The 23,436-nt window shown below is 42.8% G+C and carries 18 protein-coding genes; 3 read left to right on the top strand and 15 right to left on the bottom strand.

Going from position 1 to position 23,436, the window contains the following annotated elements; all coding sequences use genetic code 11:
- Positions 1-47: 47 nt before the first annotated feature.
- From BMX69_RS14755 to BMX69_RS14780, 6 genes are all read right to left on the bottom strand, one after another.
- Positions 48-2,051 carry a heparinase II/III domain-containing protein gene (locus BMX69_RS14755; protein ID WP_100042755.1) on the bottom strand — a complete coding sequence of 668 codons (2,004 nt, stop codon included), beginning with the start codon at positions 2,049-2,051 and terminating at the stop codon, positions 48-50.
- Between the two features lie 13 nt (positions 2,052-2,064).
- Positions 2,065-3,663, bottom strand: a complete 1,599-nt coding sequence (locus BMX69_RS14760) for a response regulator transcription factor (RefSeq protein ID WP_100042756.1) — start codon at positions 3,661-3,663, stop codon at positions 2,065-2,067.
- Positions 3,660-5,483 (bottom strand): histidine kinase, encoded by a 1,824-nt coding sequence (locus BMX69_RS14765; RefSeq protein ID WP_100042757.1) that lies wholly within the window; start codon positions 5,481-5,483, stop codon positions 3,660-3,662. The genes BMX69_RS14760 and BMX69_RS14765 overlap by 4 nt, the downstream gene beginning before the upstream one ends.
- 64 nt (positions 5,484-5,547) lie before the next feature.
- Positions 5,548-6,411: a carbohydrate ABC transporter permease gene (locus BMX69_RS14770; protein ID WP_100042758.1), complete on the bottom strand. Its 864-nt coding sequence runs from the start codon at positions 6,409-6,411 to the stop codon at positions 5,548-5,550.
- Positions 6,412-6,423: 12 nt separating this feature from the next.
- Positions 6,424-7,362, bottom strand: a complete 939-nt coding sequence (locus BMX69_RS14775) for a carbohydrate ABC transporter permease (protein ID WP_100042759.1) — start codon at positions 7,360-7,362, stop codon at positions 6,424-6,426.
- Positions 7,363-7,425: 63 nt separating this feature from the next.
- Positions 7,426-8,868, bottom strand: a complete 1,443-nt coding sequence (locus BMX69_RS14780) for an ABC transporter substrate-binding protein (protein WP_100042760.1) — start codon at positions 8,866-8,868, stop codon at positions 7,426-7,428.
- Between the two features lie 209 nt (positions 8,869-9,077).
- Between BMX69_RS14780 and BMX69_RS14785 the strand changes: the two genes are divergently transcribed.
- Together BMX69_RS14785 and BMX69_RS14790 are read left to right on the top strand one after the other, a co-directional pair.
- Positions 9,078-9,461, top strand: a complete 384-nt coding sequence (locus BMX69_RS14785) for a BlaI/MecI/CopY family transcriptional regulator (RefSeq protein WP_100042761.1) — start codon at positions 9,078-9,080, stop codon at positions 9,459-9,461.
- 2 nt (positions 9,462-9,463) lie between these two features.
- Positions 9,464-11,260: a BlaR1 family beta-lactam sensor/signal transducer gene (locus tag BMX69_RS14790; protein ID WP_100042762.1), complete on the top strand. Its 1,797-nt coding sequence runs from the start codon at positions 9,464-9,466 to the stop codon at positions 11,258-11,260.
- A 73-nt stretch (positions 11,261-11,333) separates the two neighbouring features.
- On the opposite strand, the gene BMX69_RS14795 is transcribed toward BMX69_RS14790, so the two are convergent.
- Entirely contained in the window at positions 11,334-11,714 is a 381-nt protein-coding gene (locus BMX69_RS14795) for an IS110 family transposase (RefSeq protein ID WP_242941268.1), read from the bottom strand.
- 118 nt (positions 11,715-11,832) lie between these two features.
- Between BMX69_RS14795 and BMX69_RS25245 the strand changes: the two genes are divergently transcribed.
- Positions 11,833-12,090: a DUF6809 family protein gene (locus BMX69_RS25245; protein ID WP_100042763.1), complete on the top strand. Its 258-nt coding sequence runs from the start codon at positions 11,833-11,835 to the stop codon at positions 12,088-12,090.
- A 48-nt stretch (positions 12,091-12,138) separates the two neighbouring features.
- Here the strand turns inward: BMX69_RS25245 and BMX69_RS14805 are convergent, their stop codons facing one another.
- The 8 genes from BMX69_RS14805 to BMX69_RS14845 all read right to left on the bottom strand — a co-directional run bounded on the left by BMX69_RS14805 (position 12,139) and on the right by BMX69_RS14845 (position 22,909).
- The gene (locus BMX69_RS14805; RefSeq protein ID WP_157724420.1) at positions 12,139-12,726 is read right to left on the bottom strand and encodes a DUF2247 family protein; all 588 of its coding nucleotides are present in this window, start codon (positions 12,724-12,726) and stop codon (positions 12,139-12,141) included.
- Positions 12,710-13,405: an RHS repeat-associated core domain-containing protein gene (locus BMX69_RS14810; protein WP_054792090.1), complete on the bottom strand. Its 696-nt coding sequence runs from the start codon at positions 13,403-13,405 to the stop codon at positions 12,710-12,712. The genes BMX69_RS14805 and BMX69_RS14810 overlap by 17 nt, the downstream gene beginning before the upstream one ends.
- 36 nt (positions 13,406-13,441) lie before the next feature.
- Positions 13,442-13,639, bottom strand: a complete 198-nt coding sequence (locus tag BMX69_RS14815) for a hypothetical protein (protein WP_054792091.1) — start codon at positions 13,637-13,639, stop codon at positions 13,442-13,444.
- A gap of 17 nt (positions 13,640-13,656) precedes the next feature.
- Positions 13,657-13,881 (bottom strand): phage holin family protein, encoded by a 225-nt coding sequence (locus tag BMX69_RS25130; protein ID WP_334292465.1) that lies wholly within the window; start codon positions 13,879-13,881, stop codon positions 13,657-13,659.
- Between the two features lie 185 nt (positions 13,882-14,066).
- Positions 14,067-14,504, bottom strand: a complete 438-nt coding sequence (locus BMX69_RS14825) for a hypothetical protein (RefSeq protein ID WP_100042766.1) — start codon at positions 14,502-14,504, stop codon at positions 14,067-14,069.
- Between the two features lie 16 nt (positions 14,505-14,520).
- Positions 14,521-19,926 (bottom strand): RHS repeat domain-containing protein, encoded by a 5,406-nt coding sequence (locus tag BMX69_RS14830; protein WP_100042767.1) that lies wholly within the window; start codon positions 19,924-19,926, stop codon positions 14,521-14,523.
- Positions 19,927-19,943: 17 nt separating this feature from the next.
- Positions 19,944-20,999: a cohesin domain-containing protein gene (locus tag BMX69_RS14835; protein WP_100042768.1), complete on the bottom strand. Its 1,056-nt coding sequence runs from the start codon at positions 20,997-20,999 to the stop codon at positions 19,944-19,946.
- Positions 21,000-21,889: 890 nt separating this feature from the next.
- Positions 21,890-22,909 (bottom strand): tyrosine-type recombinase/integrase, encoded by a 1,020-nt coding sequence (locus BMX69_RS14845; RefSeq protein ID WP_100042770.1) that lies wholly within the window; start codon positions 22,907-22,909, stop codon positions 21,890-21,892.
- Positions 22,910-23,436: the final 527 nt, after the last annotated feature.

Here is a 23,436-nt window from a genome sequence, read left to right on the forward strand (position 1 = left end):
ATAAGGAGGCCCAAAAGTCGATTACCAACTTTTGGGCCTCCCTGTTTCTATCCTAACATCTTATGTATCTTGCTCCATTTCCTTTCGTCCTTTTCTCCTTCCACTTCAATCACGATACAGTCCCCATCTACAGAAAAGTTTACATTCCTGATCAGACAAGGCCCATTGCTGCTGGTAATCACATGGGCAAATACAAGATCCGGTCCATACCCGCGTTCGATCTGGTAATTGATATCGGATATGGAGGGGTTATCCGGCCCCATCCCATCATACAATTCCAACCCCTGGTTCCAGGTAAATACCCGGGTATGTATGCCTCCATCCTCATAATCATGGATCACACTGGTTTGATCTTCTGACAGTTTGGCCTTTTTCATGTGATGAAGATAACTATATGGCTTCCTGTCAGAAAACTTTTCTATTTCCATTCCCTCAGGCTGCTTGATCCGGTTTCCTGAAAAATGCATGACCCAGTCCACAGGCAGATCCTTCCCTGCCCCCTTTACCTGGAATACTTCCGCAAAATAATCTTCCTCCCATGCGATTTTCCTAACCATTTTCACTGGCCGGTAAGTTTCTTCCTTCCACTGAACGATGGTAAAGCTGTCCGGCATTTCATAGGGTTTGGTCCAGTCCGCTTCTGCTTCCACATATATGCCCCCATCTTTTTCTTCATAACGGGTTAGCCTTGCATTGACCGGCGCCTGATTATCTCCGTCAATGTTTACTGTATTGTGGGAACCTGTATTCTTATAAAAATCATAGTGCATAACCGCACCGTATCCGGTAGTCCCAAGATCAGGAGATATCCTCTTTCCATGAGCCAGATAACTGATGCCAAGACGATCATAATGATCATGCTCCCCGCCATAGCGGTCATGCTTTATCAGAAGATATCTTTCATCCTTCCCTCTTAAAATCGTGCTCCCAGACTGCCCTGCTTCCACATGGTAATTCCCTGGCTCCATACTGCACTTAGGCAGTTCCTCTGCCCCATAAATAAAGGCTTCCAGATTATCTCTCTTTTCTTCTTCATACAACTGGTTCAGTATAAATAGAAGCTTTTCTCCTCCCAGTTCCCGGTATGCAAATTCATATAAATAAAGGCTCGAGGAGGTATGTCCGTAATTGGTATCGTTTAGCATGGGAATACGGAATCCCGGTTCCAGATAGGATGCCAGCAGCTCCATCATGGCTTTATAATTTGGATGACCGATATGGCTGTGAGGCGTATGAAGGGCAAACTTTTCATAGGCAAAGAAACTGGTAAGGGCATAAAAGTGATAGCCCAGTGCTCCTTCGAACCACATGTGATCCGGGAGTACCCCATTCTCCAGCTGATATAGAATCCCATAAGGCTCATAAACGGCAAACTGGATATACCGGTCAATACCAAAGATCAGTCCAATGACCGCAATGGCTGAGCTTATGATCACTTCATGATTGTGCAGTTGGTTATGGCGGTGTTCCATCAAAAATTCAGCTCCAGGGATGAGCATTTCCTTTCCAATAAACTCTTTTTCCTCCTCCGTCATGAAATCAGACAGAAGATCATAGCTCATGGCAAAGCTTCTGAGGAAATTAGCCTCATCAAGAGTCTGAGCGCCTGACTTACCGGGCCCATTATAAGGAATATTGCCGTGGACCTCATAGTCCTTATAGTATCTGGAATATTCCATCATGATTTCTACGGCCTTTCTGGCATAGTCAGCTTCCCCTGTGATCAGATGGATCAGTCCCATCTGAAATACCGCCGTGTAATTCCTGCTGTTAATAATTCCCCACCAGGTGCTGTCATAGGGCTCACCGGAATACACCCTCCCGCAGGAGGGGCAGCTGTGATGATACTTATCGTCCCTGTCAAACGTCAGCCGCACAGAACAATCCGGGCAGTAATAATAAAGGGTCCAGTTGGCGATCCCTGTTTTGGGAACCAAAACTGGCTCTGCCATGATTTCCTTTACATCTTCTATGATACGATTAACAGCTGACCGCTGCTTTAGGTACTTTTCTCTTAAGTGCCGGATTTCCTGTTCTGTAAATTGAATCATTATCCTACCCCTCCTAATATAAATTCTCTTCTTCCACTAATTTTTTAAATTCCGTGGGAGTGCAGCCATAAAATTTCTTAAAGCTGCTGGCAAAGTACCGCTGGTTTTCATACCCGCATTGGTCTGCCACCTCCTGGATTTTCATGCTTGTCTTCTGGAGCAGACTCCCGGCTCGTTCCATGCGCTTTCGGATTAAATATTCACCAAAACACTCTCCTGCGTACTGTTTGAAAATCTGCCTGACATAGCTGGAGCTGAAATGCACCTTTAAAGCCACTCCCTCCAGGTCCAGCTCCGTCTTATGCAGATCATTTTCAATGATCTGCTTCATTTGCTTCACCACTGCATCTGCCCTGGTTTCCTCTGAATTTTCCCGTACCACCCGGCAGCACTTTTCAATATAGGTGGCCAGCATATGGTTCATATCCATCAGGCTTCCGTAATTGATCCGATCCTGCATGGAGGATAGAGGCTCCGTATCCGCCCGGTCATATCCATCCTGCTCCATATCATTCTGAATGGCATAAACCAGTTCTCCCACAGATACGCCCACATAATCATTCTTCCTGTTGGACATGGAGGCATAACACTTCATCAGGCCCGACAGCCCAGCAAGAGCCCCTGCCTCCTGTCCTGCACGTACAGAAAGCCGGATCTGGTTTTTCCACTCCCGGATCTGGCTGCTGCTGATTTCCTCTTTCCGGCTGCTTTCCTCACCATAAAACAGGAATCGCTTTTCTGCGTCTAAGTTTCCCCTCCACACAGCCATAGCTTCCCGGTAGGAATCCACCAGCTTTGTCTGACTCCGGTAAGCACGGCCAAGGGCGCTGTTCATCTGAATATGGTAATATTTCTCCAGGCTCATACTTACTTTTTCCAGACTTTCCCCAATCTTTTTAAGGAAGTGCTCCTCGTTTTCCCCGTCACCGCACCAGATGGACGCCAGCTGGATCCCGTCAAAGCTGACCGCATACAGGCAGATCCCGGCAGAAAGGTAACCGTTCCGTATCAGCATCAGAAATTCCTCCACATGCTCTTGCTTGCCAAAATCCCATGCTCCGCCTTCCATGCGGATCACTCCTGCCGCGTAAAAACTGCCTTCCAGTATGAAGTCCGGTTCCTCTCCCCACTCCTTCCCTCTTATGAGAGCCTTCAGCGCCTTTTCCCTGGCAAGTCCGGCCCGGCTCACGGCCTGTTCCTTTAACAGGCTCATATTTTGCAAAAGCGCCTTCTGGCTGTCCAGCTCCTGTATCACCTTTGTTAAAACATCAATCATTTCCCTTGGCAAAAAGGGCTTTAGTAAATAATCCTTGACTCCAAGTGAAATGGCCTGCTTTGCATAGTCAAATTCATCGTAACCGCTTATGACCACATTTTTACTGTAAAGCCCGGCTTCCTGAATCCTGCGGATCAATTCCAGGCCATTCATAAAAGGCATGGCTATGTCCGTAATGATAATATCAGGCTTATTTAACAGAGCTTCTCTAAGCCCTTCCTCTCCGTCACCTGCCACCGCAACCACATCCACTTCCAGGGCGGAATTTTGGATGTTTCTGACCAGTAAGTCTCTTACATAGTCTTCGTCATCTACGATCAATATGCGGTACATCATTCCACCTCCTCTGTCATTGCCGGAATCCTAAGAACCGCTTTTGTCCAATGGCCGAAGCTGCTTTCATAATACAGCCCATATTCTTTTCCGTAAAACAGCCGGATCCTTTCATTGACATTGTAAATGCCATAGCCTGCTTCACAGTCCGTTCCGCCCTTTTTTAAGGTTTCATTGATGAATGCAAGCTTTTCTTCCGGAATCCCTGCCCCATTATCCCATACTACAAGCTCCGTGACCGTCTCTTTGCCGGATCTGTCTTCACTGACGGAGATCTTTATGATACCGGCCCCCTGTTTCTCTTTGATTCCATGATAAATGGAATTTTCAGCTAGAGGCTGCAGGATCAGTTTGATCATCCGGAAATCCAGGCATTTGTCATCCGCATGAATTTCATAGCTTAAACGGGAATGATAGCGGATGCTCTGGATATCTAAATAGCTTGACACATGTTCCAGTTCTTCCCGAAGGGTGATCACCTCTGCTCCCTTACTTAGGCCGATCCTGAAAAACTTACCAAGAGAATTAGAAAGGATGCTGATTTCTTCTGCTCCCTGATCGGCGGCCTGCCAGGTGATGGCATTTAAGGTATTATAGAGAAAATGAGGATTGATCTGAGCCTGCAGGGCCTTTAATTCCGCTTTCCGCTTCTGCTTCTGAACCTCAGCCACATAATCCCGTTCCCGTTTCAGTTCTTCAATGGTCTCCTCCTGTTTCCGGACCAGGCTCTGGATCTCTCCGATCATATAGTTAAAAGATTTTGCAAGGCTTCCTACTTCATCCTTATAGGGGTAGAAAAACCGAACTCCCAGGTCACCTTTTTCCACGCAGCTCATACGCTTTTCCAACCGTCTTAAAGAATTGGTCAGCTGGTGGGACAACCACAGGATCACCGCTACTCCCAGTAAGAAAACAACGCCCATGATCTCAAATATCGTATTTCTAAGGATTTTCAGACTTCCAAGCAGGCTCTGCCTTGATTTCAGCCCATAGATCTGCCAGCCATTTTCCTTAAGACGTTCATAGGTGACCAGATAGGAATCTCCCTCGTACTGAAAGTCGCTGGTGATGACATTGCTTCTCCCTTCCCTGGATTCCGAAAGCTTCCTAAGTTCTCCCGGATCCATATCATGGGAACCTATCATTACATTTCCTGCCCCATCCAGTATGAGTATTTTGTCAAAAAATTCATATTTTCCTTCTAAAAGACGCTCCAATTCGGTTTTCTTTAACTGGATTACCAGATATTCCTTTCCCACATAGCCCTGAACGCTGAACTGCCAGACACAGGGAATCACCTGGTCATTGTCCTGAAATATCTCATCTTTCCACATCGGGAACCAGCGGATGGCATCGCCTCCGCCTGCCTGATAGCTTTTGTAAAAAACAGACTCTTTAAAATCAAACTCCCAATTTCTCATTCGGACAAAATTATCGAAGCTCCCTTTATCCGTATAAATATAGGTGGAGTGGATCAGCCCCTCCCCGGTCTCAAAGTCTCTCATGAAATCCGGAATGGTCCCTAAGGCCTTTACCAGATTGATGTCATTAGGATTATTCAAATAATCGGAAAGGGTTACCATAAAGGTATAATTAGCAAGCATTCCCTTGGCCCTCTGATTGATGACACCCAGCCGCTGGCCTAAGGTATTCACAATCTGAGCCAGGACGTCCTCTGACCCCACCTTGAAATTCTCTTCAATATCATTGGAGGCGTACTGGTAATAGGATAATCCACTGATGGCGGTAGTAAAGAAAAACATGATTCCGAACAGCCAGATGATTTTACTACGGAATCTTAAATTGTTTATAAACTTCTTCATGTTTTCCCCCCGTTTTCCTGCTCTTAAGTTTTTTACCAGTATATCACAGGACCCGCCCTTTTTCCTATCCTTTTACTGCACCTGCCGTAAGGCCTGCAATGAACTGCTTGTTGGCAAACAAATAGACAATCAGGATCGGGATGATAGCGATGGACGCTCCCGCCAGCATGATGTGCCACTCGGCCGCGGCATTGACAGAATATTTTAGCTGGACGACCGCTACAGTAAGAGTCTGAAGCTTCGGCATGGAAATCGTCATGATCAGACTAGTGATATAATCATTCCAGGCATTCCGGAAAGAAAATAGGGCTACTACCGCCAGGATTGGCTTACTTAAGGGCAAAATGACACGGGAATAAACTCCATAAATGCTGCAGCCGTCAATGATGGCAGCTTCATCAAGCTCTTTTGGAATCCCCTTGGTAAAACCCATGACCAGAAAAACATTGGTGGCCTGCCCTCCCGTAAGAGCCACAATAAGGGCAATTATGGACTTATTTAATTTTAATGCCCGAAGTAATTCGTAGATTGGATACAGGGTAACTGACCCTAAGGAAACGAACATCATGGATAAGTAAAGTGCTAAGAGCACCTTTTTCCCGGCAAACTCTCTTCTGGCCAGAATAAAACCGGCCAGCGAGCAGGTAACCACAGCGAGAAGTGTAACGGAAACGCTGACCACGATGCTGTTGAGCGTATATTTTGTAAAGTCTGCCTGGACAAAGGCCTGGTAATAATTCTCAAAATGCCATTTCTCCGGAAAAAAACCGCCGCCCTGGGTCAGCTCAGCATTGGTTTTCAAAGATCCCAGCACTGTATAAATGACCGGATAAAGTGTAAATAAAATCATAATGCCCAGAAATACCCATTTTGCGGCCAGAGAAAGCCAGGCGGCTTTTGATAGATGTTTTCCATTCCAGTTTTTCATGCTGCCGCCTCCTTAATAAATTTCATCCAGTTTTTTAGATATTCGCAGATAACCTACGGTTACCATACCAGCAATTACTGCGGATATGACGCTGACCGCAGCACCGTAGCCATATTGGGGAACCGTGGCTTCAGCCGCTGAAATGGGGAAGAAGTATCGGTATCCGTACAGGGACATGACCATGGTAGCATTGGTAGGGCCGCCCTCAGTTAATACCATCACATTGGTAATGTCGTGAAACGCAGAGGTAATCGCCAGCATAAGTATAATCTTTAATATGGGTCCCAGCATTGGAATGATGATGTACCAGATGGTCTGGAGCCTGCCGGCCCCATCGATCCTGGCACTTTCGATTGCTTCCCCGGATACCTGCTGGATTCCGGCTATAAAATATACCATGTAATTCCCCACACCGCCCCAGACCGCTGTCAGAATCAGAGTTTTCATGGCATGTTCTTTCCCCAGCCAGTTTATGGGTTTTTGTATCAGACCTGCCGTCATTAAATACTTGTTGACCTCACCATTGTAGGCATTGAACAGCAGATAAAACACCAGACCCATGACCGCAGAGCTCATAATGGTAGGCAAAAATACAATGCTCTGGGCCGCGCCATTCCCCCGTTTTTGCTGATTTAAGAGAAATGCCAGAAAAAAGGCCAGAGGAATGATAAAAACCACCTTCCCGAAACCGTATGTAAAAGTATGGATCACACTTTCCCAATAAACTTTATCCCGGAACACCCGGGCAAAATTTGCAAGGCCGACAAATCTCGGTACTCCTGTTCCATATCCCCCATACTGGAAAAATACATATTTCAAAGTCCACACCACCGGATATAAGGAACAGACGGTGAACAAAATCAAGTTGGGAAGCATAAATGTATAGGCCTGCAGGTTTTTTTTCACAATCTTGCTACCCCGCAAGGCACTTTTGCTATTCCAGTCTTTCATCTGCATACTCCTTTCTTTTCAAAGAAAGAGGGGCCTCGCTGATTTTGCGCCCCTCTTTCAATATTACTGTAAAGTTGGATTCATCGGGTCATAGTTTTCAATCTTTACTTCATGACCGCTTCCATTTTTCACTGCTTCCTGATACGCTTTATTGTAACGGTCTGTCAGATCCTTTAAGGTAGAATCTATATCCGCGTCTCCATAATAAATAGATTCGCAGGTTTTAAACATATCTTCACCTTCCACCACCATACCAGATGCGAAGGCAGTGTGAGGAGGCTTAGGAAGGAGGGCATCAATATCACTGATGAGCAGCCATTTTTTATCCTGGAAATCTTTGCCTGGCTTTGCCTTTTCAATAACGCTTGGAAGAATGCTTACGCCAAATCCGCCTTCGTAGTATCCGATTAAATAATCTTCATTTGCAAAGATATCCTTATAAACCTTAAATGCTTTATCCACGTTAGGACTTTTTGCATTTAAAACATAACTTCCTGTACCGGTAAAATACTGTTTTCCGGTGGCTTTTCCGCCAACGGTTGGAATGGGTACGCAGTCCCATTTAGAGGAATCCATAGGGAACTGATTCTGGTATACCCCTGGCTCTGCATGGCTGTAAGACATATACATACCAATCTTGCCGGCTGCAAACTGAGTTCTTAAGGGATCGATATCCAGTGATTCACATCCAGGAAACGCACATTCATCAGATAACAGTTCCTTCCAAAGCTTCAAAGTATCTGCCCACTGTGAAAAGTCGTATTCTCCCTTTACGAAGTCATATCCACGTACCAGACCGGTCTCTCGATCCAGGCCGACCAATATGGAACGCTGCAAGCCGGAGCTGGCACTTTTCATATTTTCTGCAAATCCATAAATTCCTTCTTTGGATAATTCCGTATTGATTTTTTTAGCATACTCCACCACTTCTTCCAGAGTTTTAGGCGGTTCCGAAATCCCTACACGGTCAAAGATTTCTTTGTTATAGAAAAGACGGCAGGTTGTTCCGGTGGTTGGGATAAAATACAGCTTTCCATCCAGTTCGTTGTAACCGGGATAAACCACAGATTTAAAATATTCTTTCATATCAGAATCCATGTAATCATAAAAATCTGCCCACTGCCCCTCGTTTACATATTTATCAAACATCTGGTCCTGCTGTACCAAAATATCAGGGAGCTCGCCGCTTTGTACCGCCATATCAATGGCCTGCACATAATTATCCGTGTAAAGCTGATAATCTACCTGAATGTTATCCGTGTTACTTGCATTGTATTCGTCTACCTTTTTCTGAACATATGTAGCGTCGTGCCGGTCTTTGGACCAGACCTTAATGACGGTTTTTTCCCCACTCGCTGGCTGAGTCTTTTCCGCTTCTGTCTGTGCAGCTGTCTGTCCGCCTGCTGCCGCTGTTGTGGTATCTGTCTTGGACCCTGAACACCCGGCCAGCGTTCCAGCCGCCATCAGCCCTGCCAAAAGTATGCCGCTTAATCTCCTTAATTTCATCCCTTAAACCTCCCTTGTTTGTTTATGGTTTCATTTTACGGAAAAATGGCTGTTAAGTAAATGCAATATCCGACGGTCCCATGTTTAAAATCTGTTTATATTTTAATATTACGCTGATTGCAAACTGACAGAGTCATAGAACTCATTGACATGCCGGTATCGTGCTCTTATAATAGTATTATTACAAATGTAAGAACAGGAGACCGCATATGAATCAACTGCCGCAAATATCCGAAGCAGAATATGAGGTAATGAAGGTGCTATGGAATGATGCCCCCATCAGTACCAACGAAGTGACGGACAAACTGGTGAATACCACCAACTGGAACCCAAAGACCATTCACACACTCTTAAAAAGACTGGTCCAAAAGGGTGCTGCCACCTATCGGAAGGAAGGCCGTGTTTTCGTCTATACCCCGCTCGTGGAAAAAAAGGAATATTTAACGAAAGAAAATGATCATTTTTTAAACCGCTTCTACAACGGAAAGATATCAAGCATGGTGACCAACTATTTAAATAGTGATTATGTATCAAGCGAAGACCTGGCAGAGCTGAGAAAGCTTCTTCTGGGCGGACAAGAGGAGGAACGCTGATTATGCCCGATTCTTTTATCACACGCCTTTGTCTTAACAGCGTGGTTCTGGTCATTTTGCTTGCCGCAATCCTGCTGGTCAGAAAATTATTAAACCAACAGCTGACTGCAAGAATCCGGTACAATCTTTGGTTCCTGTTTCTGTTTGTGCTGGCTGTCCCTTTTATGCCATGCTCTTTTCTTTTTCCTGGATATGCGTTTAAGCTGCTGCGGTTTTTGGGTGGCTCCTTTTCGCCTGAGCATGCAGGTACTTTAGGGGCTGCTTATAAAACCGCGGCAGCCACCGAATATTTTCTCCAGGATTTTTCTGTTTCCGTAAGCCGTGCAGCGCATCCGGGCCTTCCTACTGTTTTAACTGGTATCTGGATCACCGGCATGGTATTAATGGCTGGTTTTCATATCCATTCCAGTAGGAAAATCAGGCAGCTGAAAAGGTCTTCTCTTCCACTTCAGAATAAGGAGATACGGGAACTATTTGCAACATGTATGGAAGAATCTGGTGTAAAAAAAGAAATACCGATTTATAGCAGCGCTTATATTTCCTCTCCTATTGCGGCCGGATTATGGAATCCTTGTATCATTGTTCCTATTAATATGCTTTCTGAGCTTTCCAAAAAGGAAATCCGGTATATTCTTCTCCATGAGCTTTTACACTGCAAACACAAGGACCTTCTAGTAAACAGGCTTATGGCTCTGGTACAGATCATTTACTGGTTCCATCCCATTGTCTGGTTTGCTTTTAAGGAAATGAGAAGCGACCGGGAGATTGCCTGCGATTCATCAGTCCTGTCCCTGCTGGATTCGGACAGCTATCTGGATTATGGAAGCACGCTGATAAATTTTGCGGAAAAGATATCCCTATTTTCCTATTCCGCCGCCAGTATCAGCGGCTCAAGGAAAGAGATAAAAAGGCGCATTCTGAACATTGCCGGTTACCGCAAAGAATCCAGGTGGCGTGTGGTGAAAGGCAGAATTCTTTTTACTGTGATTGCAGCACTGGTGCTGGGCTGTATTCCGGTATTGTCTGCAGATGCCTACACTGGTACAGAATACGACTTTACGGCTGAAAATGTAACCACTCTGGATTTATCCTCTTATTTCAAAGGATACGATGGCTGCTTTGTTCTGTATTGCTTAGATTCGGGACAGTACTGCATCTATAACCGGGAAGCCGGAACAAGAAGGGTTTCCCCGGATTCCACTTATAAGATTTACAGCGCCTTAGCCGCTCTGGAAATTGGAACCATAACGCCGGAAGCCTCCCTGCTTTCCTGGGATGGGACCAGTTACCCTTTTGAAGCCTGGAACCAGGACCAGACTCTTGATACTGCCATGAAGCGTTCGGTTAACTGGTATTTCACTTCCCTGGATGAAAAGACCGGGCTGCCTAGGTTAAGGCAATACTTAGATACCATCGGATATGGTAACAGGGACTTATCCGGTGGAATAGGGCGTTACTGGATCCAATCCTCGTTAAAGATTTCACCGGTTGAGCAGGTGGAGCTTTTAGCCCGGTTCTATCAGGATGAGCTTCCATTCCGGTCGGAAAATATAAAGGCGGTAAAAAAGTCCTTACTCCTTTCTTCTTCCAATGGTGCTTCACTATATGGGAAAACCGGGACCGGGACTGTGGAAGGGGAGAATGTAAATGGATGGTTTATCGGCTTTGTGGAGAACGGAGAGGAAACCTATGTGTTTGCGACAAATATTCAGGGTGGGGCTCAGGCGAATGGAAGTATGGCAGGAAAAATTACATTGGATATTTTAAATGATGAAGAAATTTATGTCCAATCACCATAGAAAGGCGGGCGGACAGGACGCTAACTGTAGATGCCTAACTCCTATCATCATATCACATCAAAGATAATTTTTTTTATGATTCATGAAGATGGATTCGCAGCCCAAGATGGGATTTTATCAATTCGATCATAGACGAAGATTTTGGGTACGCAATTGATATTTGATCATGCAAGCCATTTTTTAAACGGATGCCATCTTTCACAAGAATATCACGGCGGTTCACAAGCTGTGACAGCGTCCAATGGCTATCCTCAGGCTTTGCGTCAGGCAGAGTATTTAACTGGTTTATCAAAACCGTAGCAACAGCATACGCATCGTATTCATCATTTTTCTGAAATGTTGGCGCACTTTTACGCTGGTCATAGGCTAACGCCGGGTTAATATCCTTAACCGCATAACCTTTTTCTATCAGCCATACTGCAAGGCTTCTGCCATGAGAATAGGCATTTTCCAAACTATAAATAGGGGATATCCCCAATCCATTTGCCTTTTTATTATATTGAACTCACTGGGTTTATTTTCAATCGTAATAACGTCTAACTTTTCATTCCAGCAATTCACCAAAAAGCTGTATGGGATTCCTTGTGCAAATCCATACAAACATAAAGGTAATTCTCTCTTCTTTGCATAGCACTCTCCTCTTTTTTCTTATCTTCCACCTAAAAACCAGCGTACCGGTAATTCTCTTAAATGAAGTTGAAAAAGAACTGTTCCAATGTTTTTCAGATGCCCATGGTAACATGAGCCGGATTGCCACTGCTGACGGGTTTGTTGATGGATTCTGTTTGGGAATGAGGATTGCCATCGAAGTCATGCAGAAGCGATATTAGGAGAACAAGCCCAAAATCCAAAAGATTGAGGGCTTGTTTTTCATGATGCTATACAGAATATTTTGCTTTTTGTTCGTTTAAGAAGTCTTTCCAATTGTTAAACAGTCGTTCTATATTAGCCTCCACAGTGCCAAGCAAAGGTTGAGCAGAGGGCTTATATCTAACAAAACTATCTATTGATTTTGGAAAGTCAAAATCATCATAAATGAATTCGACTACTTTTAATGGATCTTCGTAACATTCTTTATGTTCAAACACCCAATTTAGTACGGCATACATTATTTTGTCATTTGTTGCACTTTTTTTATCTTCCGACTCAATGTTTGCTAAATCATCAATATAGGGATGAATAGAATGCGGATACATCGCCTCTTCTGGTGATAAGCACACCAAATCAAGAACTGCCTGAGGGTAATTTTCGTTATTTTCAAGTTCAATCATAGCGTGTTCAACAGTAGCCTGATGCGATAAAAAGCCATTTTCAACTGCAAACAGAACATCATGCCAATTTAAGTTAATAAGTTTTGAGATATATGGATATGGCATTGAGATCCGTAATGAATTCATTGGCAAACCACTTTCAATGGCTAATTTATCCAATTGTGCATTAGTTATTTTGCTAATTTGATATTCCATTAATAATGCCTCCTGGTTTAAATAGTTGATGGGAAACTGTCCCATTGGGTTCAATGATATACTCAAATATACCTGTTTTACCGTTAAGCCCACCCTCAACTTGTAACAATGTTCGCTGAATACTATCTCCACCTGTAATGTTAAAGGTTTTTCCAGCAGCAAGTTGACTCTCTGACAAATAGCTTGCAGATGTATGATATACGTCTGTCTTGGTCAATGCTGTCCCCATTCGCTCCGCATTCACTATCTTACTCGCAACATCAGAAGGGTTCATTACTTTTCCAGCGCCCTCGACAGCTCTCATTTGTTGTGACTGCAGTAACTGCCGAGCCTGCTCAAAACCAGTTGCTCCAGAAGGCCCCACAGTTGCTGCACCAAATCCAAGACCTGACGTAACTGCACCAGTTGATGCAAGAGCACTGCCAGTAACACCATATGCAAGGCCAGCTCCTCCAGTTAGACCGACCGTACTTCCGATTGCAGCACCTTGAACTATTGCTTCCCAGGATAATTTGCCCTGAATGGCCGATGATATTCCGCCTGCAATCGCTCCAGCCGCGAAACCAACTAGCCCTGCAACAACCAAGAAAGGATGTGCAATATGCCCGGTTGGATCAGAGTAAAATACTGGATTGTTGTGACAATAAGTATACAGGTTAAGTGATAATGGGTCAAACACTTCTTGCTTATTTGGTAATTGATTTTTAACACATGCTCAAAACCAGTTGCTCCAGCAGGCCCCACGGTTAATCCAAGACCTGACGCAACTGCAAAAAGAAGGATTATCCTTAAAGGACCCTGTTCCTTTTTCTGTTGTAGTGGGTAAATATTGAATTTCACTTTCATCATCTACAAAATATTCGCAAAAGATCATATTTGCTCTACCACCTATATTGAGTAAAACTCCAGCCATGTATTTCCTCCAATCTTTTATTTCTTTTCAATCCACTGTTTCATGGCCTGATGAAGTCCCGTACTTGCCAGACCGCTTATCATTCCGCTTAGCATAATCTGTGGTGTGACAGCCCAGTTATTTAACCATGAGGATAAAATAATACCTAGACAAGCACAAATAGTTGGGATATATTTATTATCTACATCTTTAATCCAGTTCTTTAAGACATACCCGAAACATAAAGATATTCCTAAAACCACTATTAAAAAATTCCATAATATAAACTCCTTTTATTTTAAAAGAAAAGTCGAATTTTATAACAACTTAATTTGAATTCTATTTGTGAATGAGGATTGCCATCGAGGTCATTGAAAAACAATACTAGACTAACAGCAAAAAAGCCCATAGCATTGGGCTTTTTGTGCTGTTTCTTGTTGCTCAATTACTAATCTTGACTAAAAGAAAAGTTTGAGACAGTCATAAAATCTGTCTCAAGACAAGGCAAAATTTTCTCTAAATACCAATTGAAATCAGTAATATTGCTTTGTAATTTTTTTCTGTTAATTGTAAGGCTAAACGATAATTGATAGTTCGTATAGATTAATAAAATAACACCTATGTCGGTATTTCCCCATGTTAGCCCTACGCCTATTATTTCGCCAGCCTGTTCTTTTTGCTCTACTATTTCAGCAAAAGCATCCTTGTTTATTTGGTTTTCTTGCCAGTCAAAATCATCATCATCCCCTAGTGGTAGATAATAAATTTTGTTATTCTTTTCTAAGTACCAACCGTTATTTAAAAGACTATTAATTATTTTTATAGAAGATAAAGATTGATTACATCTATTGGCAAGTGTAATACTTAACGAAGCTGATATGGACATTAATGCACCTCCAAATTTATTTGAGAATTTCTGTAAACGGTATTCCTTTTTTAGTTAACCAGTCTTTGATTGTTTGTGGTATGGAGGTATTCGAGAACAGTTCATAAGTAGCACCATTATCGATAGCAATTTTAAGTCTATCTCCCATGTCACTTTTGAATTTAAGTACATTATTAGGATTGCTTTCTAACATATTCCAATATTGTCCTGATTTAGCTTCCCACCATCTATTTCCAAGGCCGCCGTCAAAATCTCGTCCACCTATACTAAATGAACCATAACCACCTATCTTTTTCGTTAAAAAGTCTTCAAAGTCTTTTCCAATAAGCCCTTTTGCAGTCCCAGCGCCCTCAATAGCTCTCATTTGTTGTGACTGCAATAATTGTCGAGCCTGCTCAAAACCAGTTGCTACACCAAATCCAAGACCTGACGCAACTGCACCAGTTGATGCAAGAGCACTGCCAGTAACACCATATGCAAGGCCCGCTCCTCCGGTTAGACCGACCGTACTTCCGATTGCAGCACCTTGAACTGTTGCTTCCAAGGAAAATTTACCCTGAATGGCCGATGATATTCCCCCTGCAATCGCTCCAGCTGCTAAACCGGCTAGTCCTGCAAGAACCAAAAATGGAAGATGTCCAGTTGGATCATTATATACAATCGGATTATTGTGACAATAAGTATACTTATTCAGACTGAGTGGGTCTGTAATCTCTTGATCATTCGGCATCTTCCTTGTCGTTTTTTCAATACTGTCCTCAGCGAGGAATCGGCCTGTCGAAGATCTATAATCTCTGGCACGAAGATAATATGTACTACTGCTTAGATCGAAATACTCCCCACAATATCGGAAAGGATTCTCATCCTCCTTATCGGGGGTTCTCTCAACTCCAAAAGCATCATACTCATATAAGGCTTTGCACGTTCCGCTTTGACTCCAAAGCTGGGTTACATCCCCATGCTCATTCAATATATAGTAGTATACCACACGATCGATTTCTCTGGCAATCAAATTGATTCCTCTTATATAGGTTTTAATCTTTTCGCCGTCAGTCTGTTCCGCTACGATATCGCTTCTATCCCAGCAATACAAATTCGTTTTCCCCTGGCTTTCGTTCAGTTTCCTTACCAGGGTGCTGTGGCGCAGGCCATCTCCACGGTACTGATATAGAATCTCTTTCTCATCCTGATTGATCAGACTCAGTTGGTTGAATCCATTATAATGTCTCCACTCATAAACAGTCGGAGTCTCTAATTGGTAATAACCCGATAACTTGACATTTCCCGGATAATCTGGCGTAGGAGATGTTTTTTCCCAAATCCGGAAGATTTCATTCCCATTATCATCATAACGGTATCGATACGTTTCCGTTGTTTTCCCTTGCTTTTTTGTTTCTTTTTCCAGCCGATTGTTCAAACCATACTCATAATTGGTAACACTGACCAGTTCATCCTTTGTTCTTCCTTCCACCATCATTTTCACACGGTTGGAATAGACATCATAGGTATAAAATGTCCGCTTCCAGTCGGAATAATCTTCTTCAGTCAGACGACCCAGTCGGTCATATTGATAGGATATGGCGACTGGAGCAGAACCGGCTTTGTTAATCTTGTTTAGAATGTTCCCATCCACATCATAGCCGTATTCCCATGCAGAAATCACGGTTCCCTGCCGTTTATTCTCTAGAGATATAACCCTGTTGCCATCATTATACTGATAGATGGTTTCCATACCGGACTGCGGATAGCGGAGGGTTTTACGGTTGCCCTTTTCATCGTATTCGTACTCGGCCAGTATCACCCCGGCAGCATTGTTTTTTCTTACCTGCTTCAATCGGTATAAATCATCATACGCGTAATACAGACTGAGATCCGCGCTTGCATTTCCTTCACGGGTTAGTTGAAAGGACTGGCGGTTTCCATATATATCATAAGTATATTCTTTCTTTATATTTCCTGGATCGTCCTGGCGGATCAGCTGTCCTTTAGGATTGTAGCGGTACTTCGCCTCCAATAAGACAGTTTGTTTTCCTCCCACGGATTCCCGGCTGACTTCTCGAATCCGCTTGCCATTCTTTCCATAGGCGTACTCCCGCTCACTGACTGCCATTCCATCAGGAGTTTTCTTTTGCACGGTTTCTTTTATCAGACGGCCCAGAGCATCATGCTGATAAACGGTCTGATCCTTGTTCCTGTCCGTTTTTTTCTGCAGTCTTCCGACTTTGTCATACTCATAGTATTCCTTACAGCCTCGGGCATCCGTCATTGCCGTGACATTTCCAAAGCAGTCATAGATGTATTTTGTCACCTCCCGCCCTTCGCCGGATGGGGTGTCCCCGGTTCTCCTCAGAATGACCTGATTCATCGCATCATACCGGCAGGTGGTCTTAATCCAGTTGCCGGGGCTTAAGTACTGGTAGGTATCAGTCAAACGGTTCCTGGCATCATACACATACTGAGTCTCCTGCCAGGCATCCTTTTGAGCTTTCTTTTCCCATATGATATTACCGGCTCCATCATAGTAATATTTTACAGTCTGACTGCGGTTATCAAACGGCGCTATGGTTTTAACCAGACGGCCTGCTTTATCGTATTGGAATTCGGTCTTCTTTCCAGCTTCATCCCATTGGAACCGTTTATTGCCTAATGCATCATATTGAATGCTGGTAATTCTATTTTGACCGAAGTCTGTCCGTATGGATTTTACTACACGACCTGCATAATCGTACTCAAAGCGTTCTGTTTTGTTCCTGGCATCAATTTTACTGATATTGTTTCCTGCATTGTCATATTCGTAGGTAAACAACCTTTCTCCGGCTAAAAATTCCTTCCTGACCTGGTCTTTTTGGTCTTTATAACATTCTGTCACGATATCCGGAGAGGAAGCGTCTCCTATGACTTTTTTTACCTCGCGGTGGTACTTCATCTTACTGCTATCCCGCGGATCGGTAAATACCTCATTGTATTCATACGTTTCTTCATAGCCCACCTGGGGAATCCTGCGAGACAGTACCCGGCCAAAAGAATCGTAAGTATAACGCTCGGTCTTTCTTATATTAGCCGGTGCTGTGCCGTTACCATCATATGTAATCGCTTCTGTAAGCTCTCCCCATGAATTATATCGGAAATCCTGGAGCACTACATCACCGGAGGCCGGTTCCTTGGATACGGCCAGGCAAACCTGCTGAATCTGTCCAAAGGGGGTGTATTGAATCCGCTTTTTCTGGTGGTTTCCATCGGTTGTCGTGATATAGTTTAAGTTGTCATTATAATCGGTTTCATTTACTGTCTGCTTACCGTCTATCGGAGGGAGCTTCTCTTCAACCATCCGTCCCAGCTGGTCATAGCAGTAGGTAGTTACCTGATTCCTGGAATCTTTTTTGTAAATGAGCCGTCCCCAATTGTCATATTGGAATTCTTCCTTGATTGGATCGTAGAGCTTGCCGTCTGCATCGCGGATGTCGGTCTGTTCTTTTGATATAGCCTTATGTGTATATCTGCTGGAAGTACTGGCGGGAGAGCTGTATTTATAAATGGTTTCCGCATACTCACCGGACTGTTCCAGGTTCCCACTGTCTGCCAGGAAATATTTTCTTTCGTTGGTCACACAATAGGGATTTATTACATTATCCTTATAATCATATTCTGTCTTTTCTTTTAAGACTCCATTTTCATAGACCTTATGATATTTTATTACCCTATTTCCCAAATCCTTATGAAGTTTATTTTTTTCTATGATCTGGTCAGTGCCGTCTATTCTTTCTGTTTTAAGAATAGTACTGTAGTCTCCATACTCTGTAATGATTTCCTGATCACTGGAAGGGTCATCCATATAGGTTTCCTTATGCTTAATGACATTTGCTTTTTTATCTTCGGAATATTCCCAAGTGGTTTCCTTTTGCAGAAATTTTGATTGATCGTTTCTGTCAAATATCTTGTCAGTGGCTAACACGATTAGCTTATTGCTATATGTATAATCGCTCGTTGATATAAGGGATTCCTGATGCCGGATTTCCTTTTTCTTTAGTTGTCCTTCCGAATTAAACTGATGGGTTTCCTCAATGTCCTGGTGATTTGTTACTTCTGCAAATTTAATATACTTGCCTTTGCTGCTATCGACTCCGGAATCAAGCGTGTATTTATATTCTCCTCGGTTGTATTCGGCTCCATTAAAGATATCAACTTTCATTGTCAAAACAAAATGGGTGATTATTCCACCGGCTTCACTTTCAATACCAATTTTCCTGCCATATGTAAACTGCGTGGATGCATGATTTGGGTATGTGACACTCTTTAGTAGCAAATATTTACGCGGCATATTTGCGGTAGTGTTTCCTGCCACCTCCTTGGAGGCATAACTCATACTGCCACTGAACTCTTCCTGATTATAGTAGTTATAATTGGTCTTACGTCCCTCAGGATCTGTGACTGCGGTGAGCTTAAGCGGCTGTGCCTGATCGATATGGTAGGAAAGTTCGCATGCTTTTCCAGCCGTACTTTCCGGCAATTTCCAGATAAGTCCATCATCGGTCTTCTCCAGGTTGATTGAACGCCCCCAGGTGTCCACAATCTTCATACCGCCGTAACTCCTTAGATCGTAGAAAATAGTATTTCCAAACTTATCCTGCCGAGCGGTTAGTGTAAACTTTTGCGGCAACAGCCCATTTCGATCGTCAACAGTTTCACATAAATTTTTAAAATAGTCCTTGTTTCCATTCTTGTATTCAATGATGATATCATAACTTTTTGCAATATTGGCATAGGGGTGTTTAATGGTTCCTGAGCTGGTAAGGATACTGACATCTTTTAGGCCATAACCAAGAAATCTGTCTGAAGATCGGCTTATTTTTAAACTTCTACCGTCTTCCAGATGCAGAACATAATCAAAACCGGGAGTTCCCATTAAAGTTGAAATTGGAGGATCATAAGATATTATCAGTTTAGAACATTTAAGATACGGCACAGTCTCAATGGACGGCAGGATAAAGGACCAGCCGTATCCCAGTCCATATGTCGAAGTATAAAAACTGTTATCTTTCGAACCTGTTTTTAGTTTTTCACTTTTGACATATGGATCCATATCCACCAAATTTGCACATCCAGAATCATAACGTCTGGCAATGGAAACGTCAAAGCCATCCCTGCCGGGCAGTACAAAATCGGTTGTTTCATATTGAACAGTGCCAGTGTTCAACTTAACATTTACCTGGTTTGTTTCGAAGTAGGTAAATGGGGATTCCGGATACTCTTTTATATCAGAAAATTCTTCCTCCTCCGCAGGCAGCGCTGCCCGACTAAACAGGGTTTCCCGGCCTTTTGCTTCATTCTCTACTCCGCCTGATACATCCTCCGCTGCCTTTGTATCAGTCTCTTCCCATTCATTTTTATCAATGTAATCTTCTATATTTTTATTATCGTTCATCTAATCCCTTCTTCATCTTAAATTAATGATACTGCTGCGCTTCCAGTTCCCTTGGCGATAAATTCTACCAATGCAATGGAACCGCTAAAGCACTTATTCTGACTTAACTGTCTGGTTGATTGAAACCACAGCTTTCCCGGAGTACTGGAATATATTCTTAAATTTTCTTCCGGATAATTTCCTGGTTCTGCTATGCTTCTTAGGCTGCCGGCTGCGAGACTGGTTAATTCCAGTAAGTATGGATCATACCGGAGGTTCATGCGGATCTTGTCCAGACCGCTGACCTCCTGGGCTTTCAGCAGGACTGCGTAACGCTTGCCGGTCTTTACCGGGTATTCCATGTTGCTGTTGCGGTAAAATATAGGAATAACCGGCAATTGTACTGTTGCTAAATAATCAGACTCATCACCGTTTGAATCATATGCTTTGATCCGGTACATTGCGTTTAATGCCCCAATTGAGATGAAATCTGTCATTCCCCGGTGTTCTTCAATCTGTTTCTGTGTATCCAGTTCACGGAAGGTCAATTCTTTTCCTTCCCATTCGTTAAACGTCAGCCATCTGGAGTCAATACTCTCCCATGAGAGGCCAGGCAGCGTCATCTTCTCTCCTTCCTCCCATGAATTTCCGTAGCTTTCCAGGCTAGTCCAGGTTTTATTAAGCTCGTCCAGTTCCAGCCAGGTACATCCCTGCTCAATGCCGGGCCGTTCATCGCCGGGACCTTTAAATATTTCAAAACTGATTTCCTGACTTTCTAACTGCTGCCAGGTATGCGAATGGTTCTCAAGCTGCGACCAGCTTAACTGCTCATAATCCAGGCGTTCCCAGTGCTGACCTTTGCCTGTTCTGGTTTCGATTTTGTGCCAGGTGAGGGCATCCTCATCATACATGCTCCATGGATCATTGGTGCTGTCAATATTATCCCAGGTGTATCCGGACAGGGCCTGTAAAAAAGATTCATTAAATACCCGTTCTACAATATAATTTTTATCTGCTTCCACCGTTCCCCAGCTGATTTGTGCTTGTTCTCCCTCGTGGAGGGTAGGGATATGTAAACATTCTGGTCGGTTCATAATTAATAGGTTTCTCCTTTCATTTTCTATTTGTTATTTTAGTTTTGTTTCATAATTGATTGCATTTGGAGTTTTTCGTCTAGTACTCCGCACTTGTATTTTGTCGTGATTATGATATTTGTATCATGCGATTTTTTGCTGTATTTCGTTTTTTGGCAATTGACTTAACTAAATAGTGATTTACACTTTAATTCAAAGATTTTCACTTGAAATAACGTATGGATAACGATAAGGAAAAGCTTGTAAACATATTCTATGGTACTGCTCCAGGACATTTTCGTGAATTAGTTAATATACATGGTCTGGTCTGGTTGAGGGCTTTAAATATGCTGATGGAAAATATGGTGGTTAAGCTTTTTTGGAGTATATGGCATATATTTTTAAGTATGACGACGGCCATAACTAGCTACAGTATTGATTATATCTTAACGATTTAAATTAAATGATCATTTATATGCTAAACCATACGCTCGCTGATATCCAAACGATAAACTGTAGTTTCCGCAGTAATGTATTAAGGTCAACGTGGTACCTTACTATTGATATGTGCATGATATGTCTGTCCTTACTCATATTGTGTAATGTACCATCTCTTATTGGTCCTATGAGATTATTTAATATTATTGTTCCGTCTGTGAAATATCGCAGCCAAGGCAAAATTGCCGGACACATAAAGAAGTTATTACCACATCATATAATGATAAAGTGCATCACCATACAATTCAGATATTCCAGTACCCATATTAAATTTTGCTTAGTAGTAAATCACTATATTATTAAGCCATCTCTCATATCTCCTTATTACTTCATTCCCAGCTTTTGTATGGAAAAAGGGTAAACTTAATAAAGCAACCGTTTCCAGCTGCTTAAAATCAATCCATTCCAGCTATTTATGCAAACTTTCGGTGAGACTCTTTCACATTTTCCTCCTGAACAGTGCAGTAGATCATTGTCGTATCTAATTTTTCATGTCCCAGAAGTTTTGACACCTGCTCCACCGGCATCCCTCTATTCAGTAGATCAGTAGCTATAGTCCTCCGGAAACGATGCGGATGGACCTTCTTCACACCTGCACGCCGCCCAAGCTGCCTAAACATATATTGGATTCCGGCAACAGTCAGGCGAGCATGAGGCTGATCTAGTGTTGCAAATAAAGGCTTATTTACCAATTCTTCCTCGGTTATCCCCTCCTCCTTCATGCGCTCTTTAAGGTATCTCTTTAAGTAAAACCTAGCATTATCCGTCAAATACACCTTTCTTTCCTTACTTCCCTTACCAAATACAATCAACTCCTGCCGCCCCATTTCTATATCACAAACATTCAGTAACGCCAGCTCTGACACCCTGACACCTGTACTGTATAAAAACTCCATTAAGGCACGGTCCCTCAGTACCGTACAATTAACCCTAAGTGCTTCCATTTCTTCCTGGGAAAACGGCTTTTTGATGGTCTTGGCCAGCTTCAGGATCCCTACCCGTTTAACCGGGTTACTGGTCACTAGCTCCTCTGTAGTGAGGAAATCCCAGAAGCTGGATAAATAATGCAGCCTTGTCTGCATGGTGGTCATTTTAATGCCGTGCTGCTCCCTCATGACCCCATAATAATATCGGAGATCCATGGCGGTAATGTCCTCAATCCGTTTCCCCAGGAAATCCAGCATCTTGCAGATCTCCATTGTATATTGCTTTAAGGTATTTTCCTGTCGGTTAACCGCCTTTTTGCTTGCCACGAACATCTTGACCTTTAAGGCATCGCCGTCAATGCCCGTTTCTGCTACCTCGTAACATTCTTCCCTTACTTCCACGCCATGAAAATTAATATACAGTGCATTATGCAACTGCTCCATCTGTCCACTATCCAGGTGCGGCAGCATAGTATTGATCACTTTTTCCAAAATCTGCTCTATCATTTGTTAAGCCCTCCTTCCACATTATTGTAAAAGATAGGGCCGTTTTGGTCCACTACTCAATAATATAGTGATTTACTATAACAAAATAAGCTTAATTGACAGGTATCTGAATCAAAGATGTTCCACTTTGAAATATGTATAGATCTGATAAGGGAAATTCGAAAAATGTCAGGCAGCTGCTCCGGAATTTCCGGAAATAGTTAATATATTCTGGAAATGGTGGCTAAATATCTGATAAGAATGGTATCTAAGCTGATAAGTTGGTTAATATAGGTGCCAGAATAGTTATGTTGATATAGCAAGTTTACTTAAATGATCATTATACAAATAAGCACTATATCCAAAATACTGTATTTCTGGCCTCTTGATATTAATCACATTCCATTTAAAATTGTATTAGCATATTGTCCATAACATATATTTTATGCTCATGTCGATTCTTCACGCATGAATATAAACAGTTCCGAAAAAGAAATGGGCTTGTACCAATGAAGTATGTACAATCAATCGGCTAACACATTGTACTA

The sequence above is a fragment of the Lacrimispora sphenoides JCM 1415 genome (assembly GCF_900105615.1).
Classification (GTDB): Bacteria; Bacillota; Clostridia; order Lachnospirales; family Lachnospiraceae; genus Lacrimispora; species Lacrimispora sphenoides.

Bases quoted from the DNA above. Each gene is read 5' to 3' on its own strand.
- BMX69_RS14755 (WP_100042755.1), bottom strand. From the start codon at position 2,051: ATGATTCAATTTACAGAACAGGAAATCCGGCACTTAAGAGAAAAGTAC.
- BMX69_RS14760 (WP_100042756.1), bottom strand. From the start codon at position 3,663: ATGATGTACCGCATATTGATCGTAGATGACGAAGACTATGTAAGAGAC.
- BMX69_RS14765 (WP_100042757.1), bottom strand. From the start codon at position 5,483: ATGAAGAAGTTTATAAACAATTTAAGATTCCGTAGTAAAATCATCTGG.
- BMX69_RS14770 (WP_100042758.1), bottom strand. From the start codon at position 6,411: ATGAAAAACTGGAATGGAAAACATCTATCAAAAGCCGCCTGGCTTTCT.
- BMX69_RS14775 (WP_100042759.1), bottom strand. From the start codon at position 7,362: ATGAAAGACTGGAATAGCAAAAGTGCCTTGCGGGGTAGCAAGATTGTG.
- BMX69_RS14780 (WP_100042760.1), bottom strand. From the start codon at position 8,868: ATGAAATTAAGGAGATTAAGCGGCATACTTTTGGCAGGGCTGATGGCG.
- BMX69_RS14785 (WP_100042761.1), top strand. From the start codon at position 9,078: ATGAATCAACTGCCGCAAATATCCGAAGCAGAATATGAGGTAATGAAG.
- BMX69_RS14790 (WP_100042762.1), top strand. From the start codon at position 9,464: ATGCCCGATTCTTTTATCACACGCCTTTGTCTTAACAGCGTGGTTCTG.
- BMX69_RS25245 (WP_100042763.1), top strand. From the start codon at position 11,833: ATGGGATTCCTTGTGCAAATCCATACAAACATAAAGGTAATTCTCTCT.
- BMX69_RS14805 (WP_157724420.1), bottom strand. From the start codon at position 12,726: ATGGAATATCAAATTAGCAAAATAACTAATGCACAATTGGATAAATTA.
- BMX69_RS14815 (WP_054792091.1), bottom strand. From the start codon at position 13,639: ATGGCTGGAGTTTTACTCAATATAGGTGGTAGAGCAAATATGATCTTT.
- BMX69_RS14825 (WP_100042766.1), bottom strand. From the start codon at position 14,504: ATGTCCATATCAGCTTCGTTAAGTATTACACTTGCCAATAGATGTAAT.
- BMX69_RS14830 (WP_100042767.1), bottom strand. From the start codon at position 19,926: ATGAACGATAATAAAAATATAGAAGATTACATTGATAAAAATGAATGG.
- BMX69_RS14835 (WP_100042768.1), bottom strand. From the start codon at position 20,999: ATGAACCGACCAGAATGTTTACATATCCCTACCCTCCACGAGGGAGAA.
- BMX69_RS14845 (WP_100042770.1), bottom strand. From the start codon at position 22,909: ATGATAGAGCAGATTTTGGAAAAAGTGATCAATACTATGCTGCCGCAC.